At 68.9% G+C, this 13,752-nt stretch carries 16 protein-coding genes; 8 read left to right on the forward strand and 8 right to left on the reverse strand.

Going from position 1 to position 13,752, the window contains the following annotated elements; translation table 11 throughout:
- Nucleotides 1-3: 3 nt before the first annotated feature.
- The 3 genes from EPY72_RS10235 (at nt 4) to rnhB (ending at nt 1,985) form a co-directional block, all read left to right on the forward strand.
- Complete coding sequence (locus EPY72_RS10235; RefSeq protein ID WP_135806342.1) at nt 4-879, forward strand: hypothetical protein; 876 nt, start codon at nt 4-6, stop codon at nt 877-879.
- A 176-nt stretch (nt 880-1,055) separates the two neighbouring features.
- Nucleotides 1,056-1,295 carry a hypothetical protein gene (locus EPY72_RS10240; RefSeq protein WP_135806343.1) on the forward strand — a complete coding sequence of 80 codons (240 nt, stop codon included), beginning with the start codon at nt 1,056-1,058 and terminating at the stop codon, nt 1,293-1,295.
- Nucleotides 1,296-1,346: 51 nt separating this feature from the next.
- On the forward strand, nt 1,347-1,985 hold the full coding sequence (gene rnhB, locus EPY72_RS10245) for a ribonuclease HII (protein WP_135806344.1): 639 nt from the start codon (nt 1,347-1,349) through the stop codon (nt 1,983-1,985).
- Here rnhB and EPY72_RS10250 read toward each other — a convergent pair.
- The 3 genes from EPY72_RS10250 to secF all read right to left on the reverse strand — a co-directional run bounded on the left by EPY72_RS10250 (nt 1,982) and on the right by secF (nt 5,725).
- A complete protein-coding gene (locus EPY72_RS10250) occupies nt 1,982-3,127 on the reverse strand; it encodes a sensor histidine kinase (RefSeq protein WP_167599427.1) in 1,146 nt (381 codons plus the stop codon). The two genes, rnhB and EPY72_RS10250, sit on opposite strands and share 4 nt — an antisense overlap.
- Before the next feature lie 130 nt (nt 3,128-3,257).
- Entirely contained in the window at nt 3,258-4,835 is a 1,578-nt protein-coding gene (locus EPY72_RS10255; protein WP_135806345.1) for a preprotein translocase subunit SecD, read from the reverse strand.
- Nucleotides 4,832-5,725, reverse strand: coding sequence for a protein translocase subunit SecF (gene secF / locus EPY72_RS10260; protein ID WP_134670181.1), 894 nt, complete (start codon nt 5,723-5,725; stop codon nt 4,832-4,834). Before secF ends, EPY72_RS10255 begins: the two co-directional genes overlap by 4 nt.
- Before the next feature lie 111 nt (nt 5,726-5,836).
- Here secF and EPY72_RS10265 point away from each other — a divergent pair, with 111 nt between their 5' ends.
- On the forward strand, nt 5,837-6,205 hold the full coding sequence (locus tag EPY72_RS10265) for a DUF7968 family protein (protein ID WP_134670183.1): 369 nt from the start codon (nt 5,837-5,839) through the stop codon (nt 6,203-6,205).
- A gap of 160 nt (nt 6,206-6,365) precedes the next feature.
- Here the strand turns inward: EPY72_RS10265 and EPY72_RS10270 are convergent, their stop codons facing one another.
- The 3 genes from EPY72_RS10270 to EPY72_RS10280 all read right to left on the reverse strand — a co-directional run bounded on the left by EPY72_RS10270 (nt 6,366) and on the right by EPY72_RS10280 (nt 8,096).
- The gene (locus tag EPY72_RS10270) at nt 6,366-6,872 is read right to left on the reverse strand and encodes a hypothetical protein (RefSeq protein WP_135806346.1); all 507 of its coding nucleotides are present in this window, start codon (nt 6,870-6,872) and stop codon (nt 6,366-6,368) included.
- A gap of 163 nt (nt 6,873-7,035) precedes the next feature.
- The gene (locus EPY72_RS10275) at nt 7,036-7,509 is read right to left on the reverse strand and encodes a DUF5812 family protein (RefSeq protein WP_134670187.1); all 474 of its coding nucleotides are present in this window, start codon (nt 7,507-7,509) and stop codon (nt 7,036-7,038) included.
- A 41-nt stretch (nt 7,510-7,550) separates the two neighbouring features.
- The gene (locus EPY72_RS10280; RefSeq protein WP_209019574.1) at nt 7,551-8,096 is read right to left on the reverse strand and encodes a DUF8056 family protein; all 546 of its coding nucleotides are present in this window, start codon (nt 8,094-8,096) and stop codon (nt 7,551-7,553) included.
- Between the two features lie 116 nt (nt 8,097-8,212).
- On the opposite strand from EPY72_RS10280, the gene EPY72_RS10285 reads away from it, so the two are divergent.
- The 3 genes from EPY72_RS10285 (at nt 8,213) to EPY72_RS10295 (ending at nt 10,868) form a co-directional block, all read left to right on the forward strand.
- Entirely contained in the window at nt 8,213-9,505 is a 1,293-nt protein-coding gene (locus EPY72_RS10285; RefSeq protein ID WP_135806347.1) for a glucose-6-phosphate isomerase, read from the forward strand.
- Nucleotides 9,506-9,550: 45 nt separating this feature from the next.
- Nucleotides 9,551-10,639 carry a CPBP family intramembrane glutamic endopeptidase gene (locus EPY72_RS10290; protein WP_135806348.1) on the forward strand — a complete coding sequence of 363 codons (1,089 nt, stop codon included), beginning with the start codon at nt 9,551-9,553 and terminating at the stop codon, nt 10,637-10,639.
- 85 nt (nt 10,640-10,724) lie between these two features.
- A complete protein-coding gene (locus tag EPY72_RS10295) occupies nt 10,725-10,868 on the forward strand; it encodes a CopG family transcriptional regulator (protein ID WP_134670193.1) in 144 nt (47 codons plus the stop codon).
- On the opposite strand, the gene EPY72_RS10300 is transcribed toward EPY72_RS10295, so the two are convergent.
- Together EPY72_RS10300 and EPY72_RS10305 are read right to left on the reverse strand one after the other, a co-directional pair.
- Nucleotides 10,865-11,329, reverse strand: a complete 465-nt coding sequence (locus EPY72_RS10300) for an NOB1 family endonuclease (RefSeq protein WP_134670195.1) — start codon at nt 11,327-11,329, stop codon at nt 10,865-10,867. The two genes, EPY72_RS10295 and EPY72_RS10300, sit on opposite strands and share 4 nt — an antisense overlap.
- On the reverse strand, nt 11,330-11,575 hold the full coding sequence (locus EPY72_RS10305) for a PRC-barrel domain-containing protein (RefSeq protein WP_134670197.1): 246 nt from the start codon (nt 11,573-11,575) through the stop codon (nt 11,330-11,332). It lies immediately after the preceding gene.
- Nucleotides 11,576-11,778: 203 nt separating this feature from the next.
- On the opposite strand from EPY72_RS10305, the gene infB reads away from it, so the two are divergent.
- Nucleotides 11,779-13,581 (forward strand): translation initiation factor IF-2, encoded by a 1,803-nt coding sequence (gene infB, locus EPY72_RS10310; protein ID WP_134670199.1) that lies wholly within the window; start codon nt 11,779-11,781, stop codon nt 13,579-13,581.
- The last annotated feature ends 171 nt before the right edge of the window (nt 13,582-13,752 follow it).

Consider the following 13,752-nt stretch of genomic DNA (forward strand, 5'->3'; position numbering starts at 1 on the left):
CTCATGACGAGAACGATCGAGACGCGACCCGCGACGATCGCGGTCGCGGGGCTCGTGGCGCTCGTGCTGGCGGTGCCGGCGGTCGGCGCCGCGGGCGGGGCGGCGGTCGGCCTCTCGTCGGCCGCCGAGCGGACCGCGGTCGGCCAGACCGCGACGTTCGACGTGGTCGTCGACAGCGCAGACGGCGGCGTCGGCGCCTACACCGCGACCGTCTCGGTGGCGGACCCCGACGTCGCGGCGATCACGGGCGTCGAACTCGCCGGCGATCCCGTCGAGTCGGTCGAAGTCGCCGAGGACGGCTCGTCGGCCGACATCGAGGCCGCGCTGATGAACACCAGCGACGCCGGATCGGTGGTCGTCGCGACCGTCACGGTCGAAGGCGAGGCGGCGGGTGCGACCGATCTGGCCCTCTCGGTGTCCGAACTCGGCGACGAGGACGGCACCGCGTACACGGTGACCGACGAGACCGGCGCGACGCTCGACGTTCGAGCGAACGACGCCGAAGGCGACGGTGCACAAGAAAACAGTGAGGACGCGAACGGCGACGGCGACGCCGACGTCGTCGGCGCCGACGGTGAGAGCAGTGGCGACCCCGACAGCGACGACGACACCGACGCCGCTACCAGCGACGGCGACGGGGCCGACTCGACGTCGCTCGCGACCACGACGACCGTCGCCGACGGGTCGGCCGACACCGCGTCGACGGCGACTGAGACGACGGTCGACCGAACGTCGGCTCAGACCGATCCGGGATCGGCCGACGACGGCGACGGGGGCGCCGACCGCTCGGACGGTCCGGCCCTCTCGGCCGTGTTCCTGCTCGTCGCGGTCCTCGCGGCGCTCGCGGCCGGCGCGGTCGTCGCGTTCCGCGACCGATAGCGCCGGCTATCGTCCCGGAGCTCTCACGCCGGGACTCAGGTCGGCGCTAACGCGTGATCGTGTGAGCGTAACGTCCATAGGCGCTCAACAACCAAGTTCGTGCGAGCCGTCGTCGGTCACGCGACGACGGCGCCAGCGGAGTCCCCCGCCGCGACGCCGATCGCGCGATACGCGCCATGACCGACACCGCCCGCCTCAAGGACGTGGTCGAGATTCTGGGCATCTTCTCGATGTTCGGGCTGAGCGTCTTCGCCTACCTCGCGTGGTGGCTCGCGTTTCACAACGGCGGGACCGTCCGGATCGACGTGACCGCGTTCGGCGAACTGTGGCTCGAATACCTGCTCTGGCTGGTCGTCACGCCGCTGATCACCCTCGGGCTGTACTACTACGTCGAACGGGGCGGGCGCTCGGGGTGAGACGCCGGCGAACGGAAACGATTTTGCCGGGTGTCGTCCAACTCGGCGAGCGTGTTCGGCGTAGACGAGGCGGGCAAGGGTCCGGTGTTGGGGTCGATGTTCGCGGCCGCGGTCGCGGTCGCCGACCCCGCGGTCCTGCCCGCTGACGTGGACGACTCGAAGCGCATCGCGCCCGACCGCCGCGAGGCGCTCGCGGCGGGTCTCCGGGCCGACGACCGGGTCGCCGTCGGCGTCGCGGAGGTCCCGACCGACCGGATCGACGACCCCGAGACCGACATGAACACCCTGACCGTCGCGGCCCAGGCAGAGGCGCTCTCGGCGGTCGCCGCCGACGGCGCGTCGGGGGTCGTCGACGCGGGCGACACCAGCGAGCGACGGTTCGCCCGACGGGTCGCCGACCGGGTCGACGCCGACGTCGATCTGACCGCGGAACACGGCGCCGACGAGCGTCACGCGGTCGTCGGCGCGGCGAGCGTCCTCGCCAAGGTGGCCCGCGATGCCCACGTCGCGGAGCTCGCCGCCGAGTACGGCGAGGTCGGATCGGGCTACCCGAGCGACCCGACGACCCGCGAGTTCCTCGCGAGCTACGTCGCAGAGCACGCCGAACTGCCCGAATGTGCGCGCCGGAGCTGGTCGACCTGCGAGGACGTGCTGGCGGCCCACGAGCAGTCGGGGCTGGCGGAGTTCTAAGCGGGGTCGGGAGAGACCCGGTCGCGGTCGCCCGAGACGAACCGATCCCCGCCGGTCGATTCGGCCCGGTCGTCCGAGAGGGGGAGTTCGACCGCGAACGCGGTCCCGTCGGGGCCGGTCTCGACCAGTTCGACCGTCCCGCCGTAGCGCTCGACCAGCGTCCGAACGAGGTAGAGCCCGAGGCCGTGGGTGCCGCCGGTGTTGTCGCTTCGCTCGAACAGCGCGTCGCGCTCGTCGGCGGGGATTCCGGGGCCGTTGTCGGCGACCCGGACCGTCACCGTCTCCGCCGACTCCTCGACGATAACCTCGACCCGCGGCGTCTCGCTGTCGTTGTGCTCGACCGCGTTCGTGAGCAGGTTCGAGAACACCCGGGGCAGGAGGTCGTCGGCCTCGACGCGAACGTCGGCCGGGACCGACGCTTCGATTTCGACCGACTCGGCGGTGGCTCGGAGGTCCGCCACCTCGGCGAGAACTATCGCCGAGAGGTTCTCGTCTCGCAACTCGACGGTGCCCCGAGTCGCGGCTATCAGCACCTTCACGTCCCGGATGACGCCCGTCATGTCCCGGCCCTGCCGGTGAATCGTTTCGAGGCGTTCGCGGGCGTCGTCGTCGAGGTCGGCGTCGTCGAGGACCATCGAGGCGTAGCCCGTGATGACGTTGGCGGTGTTGAGCACCTCGTGTCGGAGGAGGCTGTTGAGGTAATCGAGGTGCTGGTGGTGCATCTCGGCCTGCTCGGCGCGGACGGTGGCACGCTCGGCGGCGCGCTCGCGCTGGATGGAGCGGGCCTCCACGACGCCCACGAGGAGGCCTCCGATGCCGCCGACGGTCACCGTAAAGCGCACCCACCCGGCCAGGACCAGGGCGGAGTCCGGCGACCAGACCGCCATTATCGGGGCGTTTATGCCGAGGTAGAATCCCATCCCGCCGAAGAACCACGTTTCGATGCGCGGATACCGGTCGGGAGTGAGTTCACTCCGGTGGAGCCAGTACCCGCCGTACAGAATCACCGCACTGGCCAAGAGGGTGATCGAGAGGCTGACGAGAAACCCCGTCGAGAGGTACGCGTTCACGTTCACTCCCTTGAACACCACCCACTCCGCAGCGAAGATGAGAACGAACAGTACCCCGGAACCCGATATCATCGCGGGCGTTCGATTCGAAGAGAAAAACCGAGACGAGATGGCGTCCATACCCTTTGGTTCGAAACGCGAATTAAATAAGTTGACACCAATTACCAGCGCTGATAACGAGGCGGGAGGCGCGGTGGCGTTCTTACGTGTCGGTCATCAGTCGCCGGAGGATGTCGCCGTACGCCGGCCGCGTGATCAACACCCCGACGAGGACGCCGAGGATGGTCACGATGGCGAAGCCCTGGAGGTCGCCGAGCGACAGCACGGCGAGCGGGCTCATCGCGATGATGGTGGTCGCCGCCGCGGCACCGATGACCCAGAACGCCTTCCGGAACCGGCTCTGGAAGACGCGGTTGGAGTTGACGTCGCCCTCGGCCATCACCTCGTCGGCGATGATGATGAGGTCGTCGACCCCGGTCCCGATGACCGCGATGAAACCCGCGATGTGACTCAGGTCCAGCGGCAACTGGACCGCCGCCGCGAACCCGAGCAGGATGACGACCTCCGAGAGCGCGGTCACCAGCATCGGCGCGGCGACCTTCGGATCGCCGTACCGGAAGAAGACGGTGAGGGCGACCGCGAGCACCGCGACCAGCCCGGTGATCAGCGAGTAGAGCTTGAACTCCTCGGCGAGGCTGGGCGCGAGGAAGTACGAGGTGCCGTCGTCGAGGTTCAGCGCCGCCGGGAGCGACCCCGCGTTCAGGTGGATCTGGAGCTCGCGGGCCTCGGACATGTTCGTCGTCTGCATGATGAATCCGGGGTCCTGGACGAACTCGCCGCTCTGCATCGTTCTGGCGAGACCCGAGCCCATGCTCGCGGCGTAGACGGTCTCGTTGTCGACCACGGTGTACAGGCAGTAGCCGGGGTTCTCGGGGTCGTCGCGGTACCGACAGGACTCGACGCCCTCGCCGGTGAACCCGAACTCGTTCATCGCGTTCGAGTAGTTCCGGGCGGCGTCTTCTTCCAGCGTGAGCGGGACGTGGGGTCCCCGGCGAGCCGAGTCCTGGGCCGAACTGATCCGGCTGAAGTCACCCTGCGTGAGCAGGGGTACTCGGCGGTACTCGGTTCCGTTGTCGCCCTGAACCGGGAAGCCGGCGACGACCTGGACCTTCCCGCGTTCGGTGACGAGGTCCTCGACCTGACTCTGGTTGGCGTTTGGCATCTCGATGACCACGAAGTTCTCGCCGTCGGCGGTCTGGACCTCCTGGACCCGGCCGCCGGCGAGCCCGGCTTGGGAGATCTTGTCGCGGAGGATCCGGACGATGGTGTTACGGGTCGCGTCGGTGACGCCGGCCTGGATCCGGTCGTACTCGTAGCCCGCCGCATCGAGCGCCGAGCCGAACCGCTCGGTTGAGACGTTGCCCACGAGGAGTTCGACCGTCGTCGTCTCGTTGGCCGACTGGGCGAGCCGGACGGTCACGTCCGAGGCGTCGGCGGCCGAGATGTTCGCGGCCACCCGTCGCTCGATCTGTCCGGGCGAGGTCTCGCGGGGCACGTCGACTTCGTAGGCGGTCTGGCCGTCGACGGGCGCCCGAATCCGGGTCCCGCCCGACAGTTCGAGCCCGAACGCGAGGTTCGTCGGGCCGCCGGCCTCCGCGACCAGCGACTCGTTGGTCGCGGCGTCGTCGCTACCGCCGACGCCGGGCGCGACCAGCGCGTAGACGCTGACCGCGATGAAGATCGCGAGCAGGATGACCCGCCAGTTGTCGCGCCAGTTCATCGGGCCACCCCCTCGAACTTCCACCAGCGAAGCAGACTCAGGTTCAACATGTAGGTGTTCATCAGGTCGGTCGCGAGCCCGAGCACGAGCACGAGCCCGATCGACGCCAGCAGATCGATGCCGAACAGGTACGCGACGAGCGCCATCACCGCCATCGCCGACAGCGAGGTGAGCGTCATCGTCACGCCGGTCCGCATCGCCCGGTAGGTGCTCTCGTAGAAGCCGCCCGACCGGCGGATGATGTGGTTGTTCAGCAGGATGTCGGAGTCGACCGAGTACCCGATCAACATCAGCAGGGCCGCGACGGTGCCCAGCGAGAGCTCGATCCCGAGGAGGTTCATCAGCGCGAGCGGGATCACGATGTCGCTGAACGCCGAGAGCACGACGGCGATCGAGGGGACGAACGTCCGGAACATCAGGAACACGAGCACGCTCATCCCGGCGAACGCGAGCCCGAGGCCGTAGAGGGCGAGCTGTTGGGTCGAGGACCCGAAGCTCGCGGAGGTCCCCTGCACCGACTTGACGGGGTCGCAGTCGGGGTTCTGGGCGCAGGCCTGGGTGGGCTCTAAGTTAGAACGCGCCTGCTCGGCGATGTTCTCGGCCTCCGGCGGGAACGTGACGATGTACGTGTTCGCCTCCGACCGGACCGGACTGACCGACACGACGTCGGCGTCGAACTGGTCGGGGAGTTCGGAGGACGGCGTCGCGGTCTGGACTCTGAGCTCGGTACCGCCGGTGAACTCGGTGCCGAGCTGTACGGGCGCACCGGTGGTGACGTACCACCCGGCGAGCACCAACAGCGCGACGGCGAGCAGGGCGAGAGGGATCGCCGCGAGCTGTCGGTTCGTGTACCGGGTGTAGTCGACCTCCGGCACTTCGAACGCTACCATATGGGAGAGGAATGTGGGTCGGCCGTGGATAAGTGTTCTTATCGCCGCTCACGGCACGCAACGTATCCCACGGGAACAAGGCTCAAAGCGTTCGCGCGCGTAGTCCCGAGCATGGGAACCGAGACCGACTCCGAGGCCGACCTGCGTGACCGCCACAGCGACCTCTCGCCGGCCGACCGGGTGGTCGTCTCCTACCCGGAGGACCTGAGCGACTGGGGCCGATTTCAGGTCGAGAAGCCCTCCTTCCGAGGGTTCCTCCGGAAGACCAAGACCGACCGCGTCAGGCAGGGCGACGTCTGGGAGGAGTTCGTCGGCGTCGGCTGTTGTGGCAACACGTTAGACGTGCCGCTTCGCGTCGAGCGAATCGAAGGCGGCGAGACGTTCGGCCCGGACACCGAGATCACCTACGAGGTGCGAGAGGCCTGCGACATCGCCGGCGGCTGGCAGGTCCAGAGCGAGGGCGGCCCGAACGAGGTGTAAGCCCGGCGTCCGGGGATCGTCGAGATCGGGTGTCCCGCCCGCGCCGACCCGGCCCCGTCCCACTCGGAGTGGCGACGCAATCTCCGTCCCACTCGGAGTGGCGACGCAACCCTCGGCCCGGTCGTGAGTCGTTCTCCGACGACCGGATCGCCGCCGACCGCTACTCGGCCGCGTGGTTCTCGACGGCCTCGTCGAGGCGGAACTCGGTCCGGAGTCGGAGCCGGGGGACGGATCCGACGGTCCCTTTCGTGCCCGGCTTGCGCGTGGTCGCGCGTTCGACGGTAGCCGAAACGTCGGCGCCGAGGCGGTCCCGAAGCTCCGCTTCGAGCCGACGGCCGCTCTCCTCGGCGTCGAGCAACACGTCGACGGCGTCGGATCGCGGGCGCACGTCGACGACCTCGGGACGGCGTTCGACCCACGCCGTGAGTTCGGGGTACGCCGTCTCGCCCAGCGTGTCGCCGATCGCGGCGTACGTGCCCGTGAGGTCGGCGAGCCGCCAGTATCTGGTGAGCGCGTACGGGTCGATGACGTTCTGGCGGCGGGTCTCGGAATACGCGTTCGCGACGACGTCGGCGTCGGCGAGTCGGTCGTAGTCGGCTTCGAACACGACCCGGCGCTCGTCGGTCGAGTCGCCGTCGGGGGTCCACGTCGCCTGCCACTGATACATGGCGGCGGGTATTCGACCCCCTCCTATCAACTTTCACCTTTCGGCCGTCTCGGATCGAACTCGCTCGACATCCCGGATCGACGGCGGCGGCGAACAGCTCGACCGGACCACTGCCGGCGAACCGGTGGCTCACGCGGTCGAAAAACAGATTCTCGCGGTCTGTTCACGGCATGTAGCGGACGCTCACCACGCCCGCCTCCGACCGGACCTCGACGCGCGAGACCCCGAGCCGGGCGGCCCGCGTGAGCGTCGCTTCGTCGTCGAGGACGTCTTCGACCGCGCTCTCGGTGTCCTCGGGCGGCACGGTCAGGACGTGAATCTCACCGGTCCCGGCCCGCTCCTCGCGGGCGACCTCCCCGACCGGCTGGGCGTCCGCGAGTTCGCGCTCTTGGACCGTCGGCGGCTCGTCGCTCCGCTCGGTCGCGAGCGGGCGCCGCTCGTCGACTTCGATCACCGACCACGTCAGGTTCATCGGCGGGTCGGGCGCGACCGTCGCCTCGACGGCGTCTCGCTCCTCGACGCCGGGGTTCGACGAGAGGGTGTGGACCTGTCCGCCCTCGACGTCCTTCAGCACCGCCGATTCGTTCTCGGCGTGAGTGACGAGGAAGGTGCTCGTCTTCTCGGACTCGTCGGTCATGGGCGTCGGTAGGCGCCGCGCGCTTTTCCCGATTGCGTTTGCTACCGCGCGAGCCGGTGGACCGCGAGGATCGCCGCGATCCCGAGCGCCGGCGGCGCGAGCGCGTAGACGGCCGGGAGTGCGTAGAGGAACTCCACCGCGGGCGCGAGGAGCGCCGGCGGCGCCTCGCGGGCGTCCGGCGGTGCGGAGATCAAAAGCGAGACGTACAGCGAGGCGACGAACAGGTAGCCGGCGAGCGCCGCCAGCAGGTCGGCGCGGGCGCTCGCGGTGCCGCGGCGGTGCTTGCGGGCGGTCGAGAGGACGGGCCCGATCAGCACCGCGAGGAGCAAGGCTCCCCCGACGATCAGGAAGGCCCGCGAGAAGGTGGCGAACTCCGAGCCGCCCACGGTGGCGAAGATCCACACCGGGAGCGCGAGCACGACGAACGTCGCGAGCAGCGCCGACAGCAGTGCGGCGACGACCGCGTACGACTGGAGCAGTCGGGAGTCGGTCTCGGCGAACGCGGTCCGAAACGACCCCCTGATGAGGCTCCGGGAGTCGTCGGTCCGGGGCCGGGCGTCGGCCTCGACGTCGGGCTGGTCGGCCATCTCGTCCGGACGTTGGGACGACGGGCTCAAAAGCGGTGCGATGGGTCGACCCGGCCGGCGGCGGGCCCGGACCACCGCACTTTTTGTCGGCGCCCGACGCGGATTCGGACGACACCATGCGCGTAGACCTCGGCAACGCACTCTCGGACGTCGCCGACCCCGGCGTCTCCCGCACAGCCCTCGAGGAGCTCGACGACCGCGTCGCGGACGCCAACGAGCGGATCGAGGCGGGCCGGGCGGACCGCGAGCACGGCTACGCCGCGCTGAACCTCCCCGAGACCGCAGACCCCGACGCGATCCGGGCGGCGGTCGAGCCGTTCGCGGACGCCGAGGCGGTGCTCACCGTCGGCATCGGCGGCTCCGCGCTCGGGGCGGCGACGATCGCCGACGCGCTCGACGCCGAGACCGAGGCGTACTTCCTCGACAACGTCGACCCCGAGCGCGTCTCGGCGCTACTCGACGATCTCCCGCTCGACGCCACTGCGGTCAACGTCGTCTCGCGGTCGGGCACCACCGCCGAGACGCTCGCGAACTTCCTCGTCGTCCGGGAGGCGATGGCCGACGCCGGCGTCGATTGGACCGACCGGACCTTCGTCACCACGGGCGAGGAGGGGAACCTCCGGCGGCTCGCCGCGAAGCACGATCTGCCCGCGCTCGACGTGCCCGAGGGCGTCCCCGGGCGATTCTCGGCGCTGTCGACCGTGGGGCTCGCGTGCGCGGCCATTCAGGGTCACGACCTCGACGCGATCCTCGCGGGCGCGAGCGAGGAGGCCGACCGGCTCGCGGGCTCGCTGTACGACTCGCCCGCCTACGCGTACGGCGCGGCGACCTACGCGCTCGAACAGCGGGGCGCGGCGGTCAACGCGATGATGCCCTACGCCGAGTCCCTGGAGACGTTCGCGGAGTGGTTCGCACAGCTGTGGGCCGAGAGTCTCGGGAAGGACGGTCGGGGCCAGACGCCGGCCCGCGCGCTCGGCGCGACCGACCAGCACTCCCAGCTTCAGCTCTATCGGGCCGGCCCGCGCGACAAGCTGGTCACGCTCGTCCGGCCCGCCAACCGCGACGACCGGGCGATCCCCGAGACCGACCTCGACGGGCTCTCGTACCTCGGGGGCTCGACGCTCGGCGAGCTCCTCGACGCCGAGTTCGAGGCGACCGAGGCAAGCCTCGCGGCGGCCGGCCGGCCCAGCGTCCGGCTCGAGATCGACCGGGTCGACGAGCGGGGGCTCGGCGAGCTCCTCTACGGAATGGAGGCCGCTTGCGTCCTCTACGGCGAGCTCGCGGCGATCGAGACGTTCACACAGCCGGCGGTCGAGTGGGGCAAGCGGGCCGCCCGGGGACTGCTGGGCGGGGGCGACTTCGAGGAGGTCGACGCCGTCGCCGACAAGACCCGACTGCTCGTCGAGTAGACCGCAAACGCAGGGCCTTTAGCTCGGCCGTTCGTCCCCCGTGGCATGGAAGAGCGTTCGTTCGCGACGGCGGGAGTCGCCCTCGGCGGCGTCGCGCTCGCGTCGGCGGGCCTGCCGTGGGACGCCGCGGGCGCCGGACCGGTCGAGAACGTCGTCCTCGCCGGGCTCGGCGCGGCCGTGACCGCGGCCTTCTCGCTCCGGCGCCACGGCCTGCTCGCCGCCGGCCCCGGCGGACTGCTCGCGGGCGTCGCCAGCCTCGCGGTGGTCGGCCACGCCGCGACCGCGGTCGGCGGCGTCGCGGCCGGCGTGACCTCGCCGCTCGGGGTGGCGCTCGCACTGATCGGCGGGGTCGGCGGCGCGGTCGCCGCCTACGGCGACGCTCGCGGGATTCCCGACCGCGCCGGCGCCGCCATGGGGGCGTTCGCCCGCGGTCTCGGGCTCGGGTTCGCCGGACTGGTGGCGATCAGCGCGTGGACGAGCGTCGCGGTGTCGCTGTGGGCCGCGGTCGTCCCCGGCGAGATCGGTCGGCTCCAACAGCTCGTCGTCGGCTCGGTCGCACTCGGGCTCGGTACCGCCACGGTCGCGCTGGTCTACTTCGGGGCGACCGACCGCGAGTGGTCGTACGTCGACGTTCGAGCGCCGGATCTAACCGACGCGGGCTACGCGCTCGCCGGCGTCGCGATCCTGTTGGGGCTTCAGTACCTCCTGACCGTCGCGTTCGGACAGCTCGGCATCACTACCGCCAGCCACAGCATCGAGCGCGCGGCACGGCAGGGCAATCACGAGCTGTTGTTGTGGCTGATCCCGACGGCGTTTCTCGTCATCGGGCCGGGCGAGGAACTGCTGTACCGCAACATCGTCCAGAAGTCCTTCTACGAGACGTTCTCCGAACGGGGCGCGGTGGTGGCCGCGAGCGTGGTGTTCGCGATCGTCCACGTCCTCGCGTACCTCAGCCCCGACGTCGGCGCGACCCTCGCGACGCTCTCGGTCGTGTTCGTGCTGTCGCTGGTGCTCGGGGTCGCGTACCGCCGAACCGGGAACCTCGTCGTTCCGATCTTCATCCACGGCGCGTACGATGCGGTGACGTTCGGGGCGCTGTACCTCGAACTCGCCGGCCAGACGGGACTGGTGTGAGGGCGGCGGGCTCGCCGGCGTCCGCCCCGCGTCGGCTTCACGTCTGACGTAGCTTTAACAACGACAGCTACATTTGGAAGAAGCGATGGAGCGTAGTTACTCGATTACCTTCGATCCGGACCGCGCAAAGCGGGTCGAGGCGCTGGCTCGCGAGTACGACCTCACGACTCAGGAGGTCCTCGAACAGCTCGTGGCGGTCGGGCTCGAAGAGATCGATCCCGAAAGTTAGGCGTTCGAGGGGTTCTTGCGCGAGAGTTCGCTCCCGCAGATCGGACACCGGTCTTTGTTCTCGTCGAACTCCCGACCACAGCCCTGACACTGGAACCGCCAGTCGCGCTGTTCGGAGATGCCCTCGCGGGCGATCACCTCGACCGCCACCTCCATGTGCTCGGCGACGTTCTGCATCGCGTAGTCGTCGGTCACGAGCGTCGCGTCGAGCTCGAACGCGGCCGCGATGAGTCGGATGTCGGTGGTCGACAGCTCCTCGCGGTCGCCGGTCTCCCCGGACGCCCGCCTGACCTTCTCGACGGTGTCGTCTCTGGGGATGTGGATGTGCATCCCCGATCCCTCCATCGCGTCGAAGCGATAGGCGCTCTCGTCTTCGAGCTCCTCGCGGACCATCGGGATGGTCGCGGTCTGCTCGTCGGTGTGGTACTCGTTGATAAACGTAGAGGAGTCTAGAACGTTCATTTACCGCTGGACGACGATGTAGTCTTTGACTGCCTGCACGCGCGTGACCGGTACCTGAAAGCGGCCCCGGTCGTCGGCGTCGAACGCTACCGAGCCGGCGTCAAGCTCCTCGTCGGGCTCGACGAGGAGATCGGCGAGTTCGCCGGTCTTCAGGTCCATCGTGATGTTGTACAACATGCCGAGCTCTGTCCCGTCCGACCCCATGACTGCTTTCCCCGAGAGGTTTTCGGCGAGGATTTCGGGCATACCCGCCAGTTATTGAGCGCACCCACATAAACTGTTTGGGGTGCGGGCGGGGAGCGTCGCCCCGGCCAACGAGCGCCGTCGGGAGCGCAACCGCTCGATTTCCGGGGCGCGGTCGGATCGGGCGCCGAGCGGGGAGCCTCGCAAAAGTTAAATGCCGCGCCCGGTACCTTCACAGTAAGAGACCTTCTCTCCGGGTGGTATCCATGTCTGACACCGACGCGCGCGAGAACGCGCAAGGACTTCGAACGCCTATCGTCGCGGTGCTGGGCCACGTCGACCACGGCAAGACTAGCCTGCTTGATAAGATTCGCGGCTCGACGGTGATCGAGGGCGAGGCCGGCGCGATCACCCAGCACATCGGGGCGACCGCCATCCCGCTCGACGTGGTGTCGAAGGTCGCGGGGAGCCTCGTCGACCCCACCGACTTCGACCTCCCCGGCCTGCTTTTCATCGACACGCCGGGCCACCACTCGTTTACGACCCTGCGCTCGCGGGGCGGGGCGCTGGCCGACATCGCCATCCTCGTGGTGGACGTCAACGACGGCTTCCAGCCCCAGACGCTCGAAGCGATCAACATCCTCAAGCAGTCCCAGACGCCGTTCGTGGTCGCCGCGAACAAGATCGACACGACGCCCGGGTGGAACCCGAACGAGGACACCCCCGTCCAGCAGACCTACGACGACCAGAGCGACCGGGTCCGGGGAGACCTCGACGAGAAGCTCTACGAGATCATCGGCGAGCTCAGCGACGAGGGATTCTCGGCGGACATGTACTGGCGGGTCCAGGACTTCCGGGGCAACATCGGCGTGGTGCCGGTGAGCGCCGAGACCGGCGAGGGCGTCCCCGACCTCCTGACTGTGCTGATGGGGCTGGCCCAGCGGTATCTCAAAGAGGACATGGCGATCGACGTGACCGGCCCGGGCGCGGGCACGGTGCTCGAAGTCAAAGAGGAGAAGGGGTTCGGCACGACCCTCGACGTGGTGCTGTACGACGGCATCGTGCGCGAGGACGAGACCGTGGTGGTCGGCGGGAAGAACGAACCCATCGTGACCGACGTGCGCGCGCTACTCAAGCCGCGCCCGCTCGCCGAGATCCGGACCGAAGACCGGTTCGAGAAAGTCGAGGAGATCGCGGCCGCCGCCGGGGTGAAGATCGCCGCGCCCGAACTCGACGACGCGATGGCCGGCGCGCCGGTCCGGGTGGTCCGCGATCGGGACATCGGCGAGGTCATCGCCGAGGTCGAGGCCGAACTCTCCGAGATCGAGGTCGCCACCCAAGAGCAGGGCGTGGTCGTGAAAGCCGACACCCTCGGGAGCCTGGAGGCCATCGCCAACGCGATGGCGGAGGCCGAGATCCCGATCATGCGCGCGGAGGTCGGCGACGTCGCGCCCCGCGACATCAGCGTCGCCTCCACCGCGGCCGAGGACAAGCACAAGACCATCCTCGCGTTCAACGTCGACGTGCTGACCGACGCGGCCGAGCAGGCCGAGGAGTCGGACGTGAAGCTGTTCGAGAGCGACGTGATCTACCGGCTCATCGAGGAGTACGAGGAGTACGTCGAGGAGCGCGAGCGCGCCCAGCAGGAGACGGTCCTCGACAACATCACCCGGCCCGCGCGCTTCCAGATCCTGCCCGATCACACGTTCCGCCAGAACGACCCCGCGGTGGTCGGCGTCGAGATCCTCTCGGGCACGATCCGGAAGAACAGCCACGTCGCGATGTTCGAGGGCAACGAGCCCACGCGCGTCGGCGAGCTCAAGGGGATCCAAGAGCAGGGCGACGACGTCGACGAGGCCCGAAGCGGCAACCGGGTCAGCGTCGCGATCGACGGGCCGACTGTCGGTCGCCAGATCGAGGAGGGCGACGAGCTCTGGATCGAGATCCCCGAGAAACACGCCAAGATCCTCGAACAGGAGCTCTCGGAGGACATCCCGGGCGACGAACTCGAAGCGCTCCAGATGTACCTCGACAAACAGCGCAAGCGCGACCCCTTCTGGGGGAAGTGATCGGGCCCCCGAGACCACGTATTCCGGACTGTTTATAACCCGAATTAGTACTGGGCTGCCAGGTATTAAAAAAAATGCCATAAATCCGGTTTATTGGACTTCTGGGAACTTCTACTACGTCTTTAAACGGTTTGAACGCCGAAAAACGGTCGTGTTTAGTTAAGGCTGAAA

Source organism: Halorussus marinus (assembly GCF_004765795.1).
Taxonomy (GTDB): domain Archaea; phylum Halobacteriota; class Halobacteria; order Halobacteriales; family Haladaptataceae; genus Halorussus; species Halorussus marinus.

Bases quoted from the DNA above. Each gene is read 5' to 3' on its own strand.
- secF (WP_134670181.1), bottom strand. From the start codon at position 5,725: ATGGTAGCGTTCGAAGTGCCGGAGGTCGACTACACCCGGTACACGAAC.
- EPY72_RS10265 (WP_134670183.1), top strand. From the start codon at position 5,837: ATGGGAACCGAGACCGACTCCGAGGCCGACCTGCGTGACCGCCACAGC.
- EPY72_RS10300 (WP_134670195.1), bottom strand. From the start codon at position 11,329: ATGAACGTTCTAGACTCCTCTACGTTTATCAACGAGTACCACACCGAC.
- EPY72_RS10270 (WP_135806346.1), bottom strand. From the start codon at position 6,872: ATGTATCAGTGGCAGGCGACGTGGACCCCCGACGGCGACTCGACCGAC.
- EPY72_RS10275 (WP_134670187.1), bottom strand. From the start codon at position 7,509: ATGACCGACGAGTCCGAGAAGACGAGCACCTTCCTCGTCACTCACGCC.
- EPY72_RS10250 (WP_167599427.1), bottom strand. From the start codon at position 3,127: ATGATATCGGGTTCCGGGGTACTGTTCGTTCTCATCTTCGCTGCGGAG.
- EPY72_RS10255 (WP_135806345.1), bottom strand. From the start codon at position 4,835: ATGAACTGGCGCGACAACTGGCGGGTCATCCTGCTCGCGATCTTCATC.
- EPY72_RS10290 (WP_135806348.1), top strand. From the start codon at position 9,551: ATGGAAGAGCGTTCGTTCGCGACGGCGGGAGTCGCCCTCGGCGGCGTC.
- EPY72_RS10295 (WP_134670193.1), top strand. From the start codon at position 10,725: ATGGAGCGTAGTTACTCGATTACCTTCGATCCGGACCGCGCAAAGCGG.
- EPY72_RS10305 (WP_134670197.1), bottom strand. From the start codon at position 11,575: ATGCCCGAAATCCTCGCCGAAAACCTCTCGGGGAAAGCAGTCATGGGG.
- EPY72_RS10235 (WP_135806342.1), top strand. From the start codon at position 4: ATGACGAGAACGATCGAGACGCGACCCGCGACGATCGCGGTCGCGGGG.
- EPY72_RS10280 (WP_209019574.1), bottom strand. From the start codon at position 8,096: ATGGCCGACCAGCCCGACGTCGAGGCCGACGCCCGGCCCCGGACCGAC.
- EPY72_RS10285 (WP_135806347.1), top strand. From the start codon at position 8,213: ATGCGCGTAGACCTCGGCAACGCACTCTCGGACGTCGCCGACCCCGGC.
- EPY72_RS10240 (WP_135806343.1), top strand. From the start codon at position 1,056: ATGACCGACACCGCCCGCCTCAAGGACGTGGTCGAGATTCTGGGCATC.
- infB (WP_134670199.1), top strand. From the start codon at position 11,779: ATGTCTGACACCGACGCGCGCGAGAACGCGCAAGGACTTCGAACGCCT.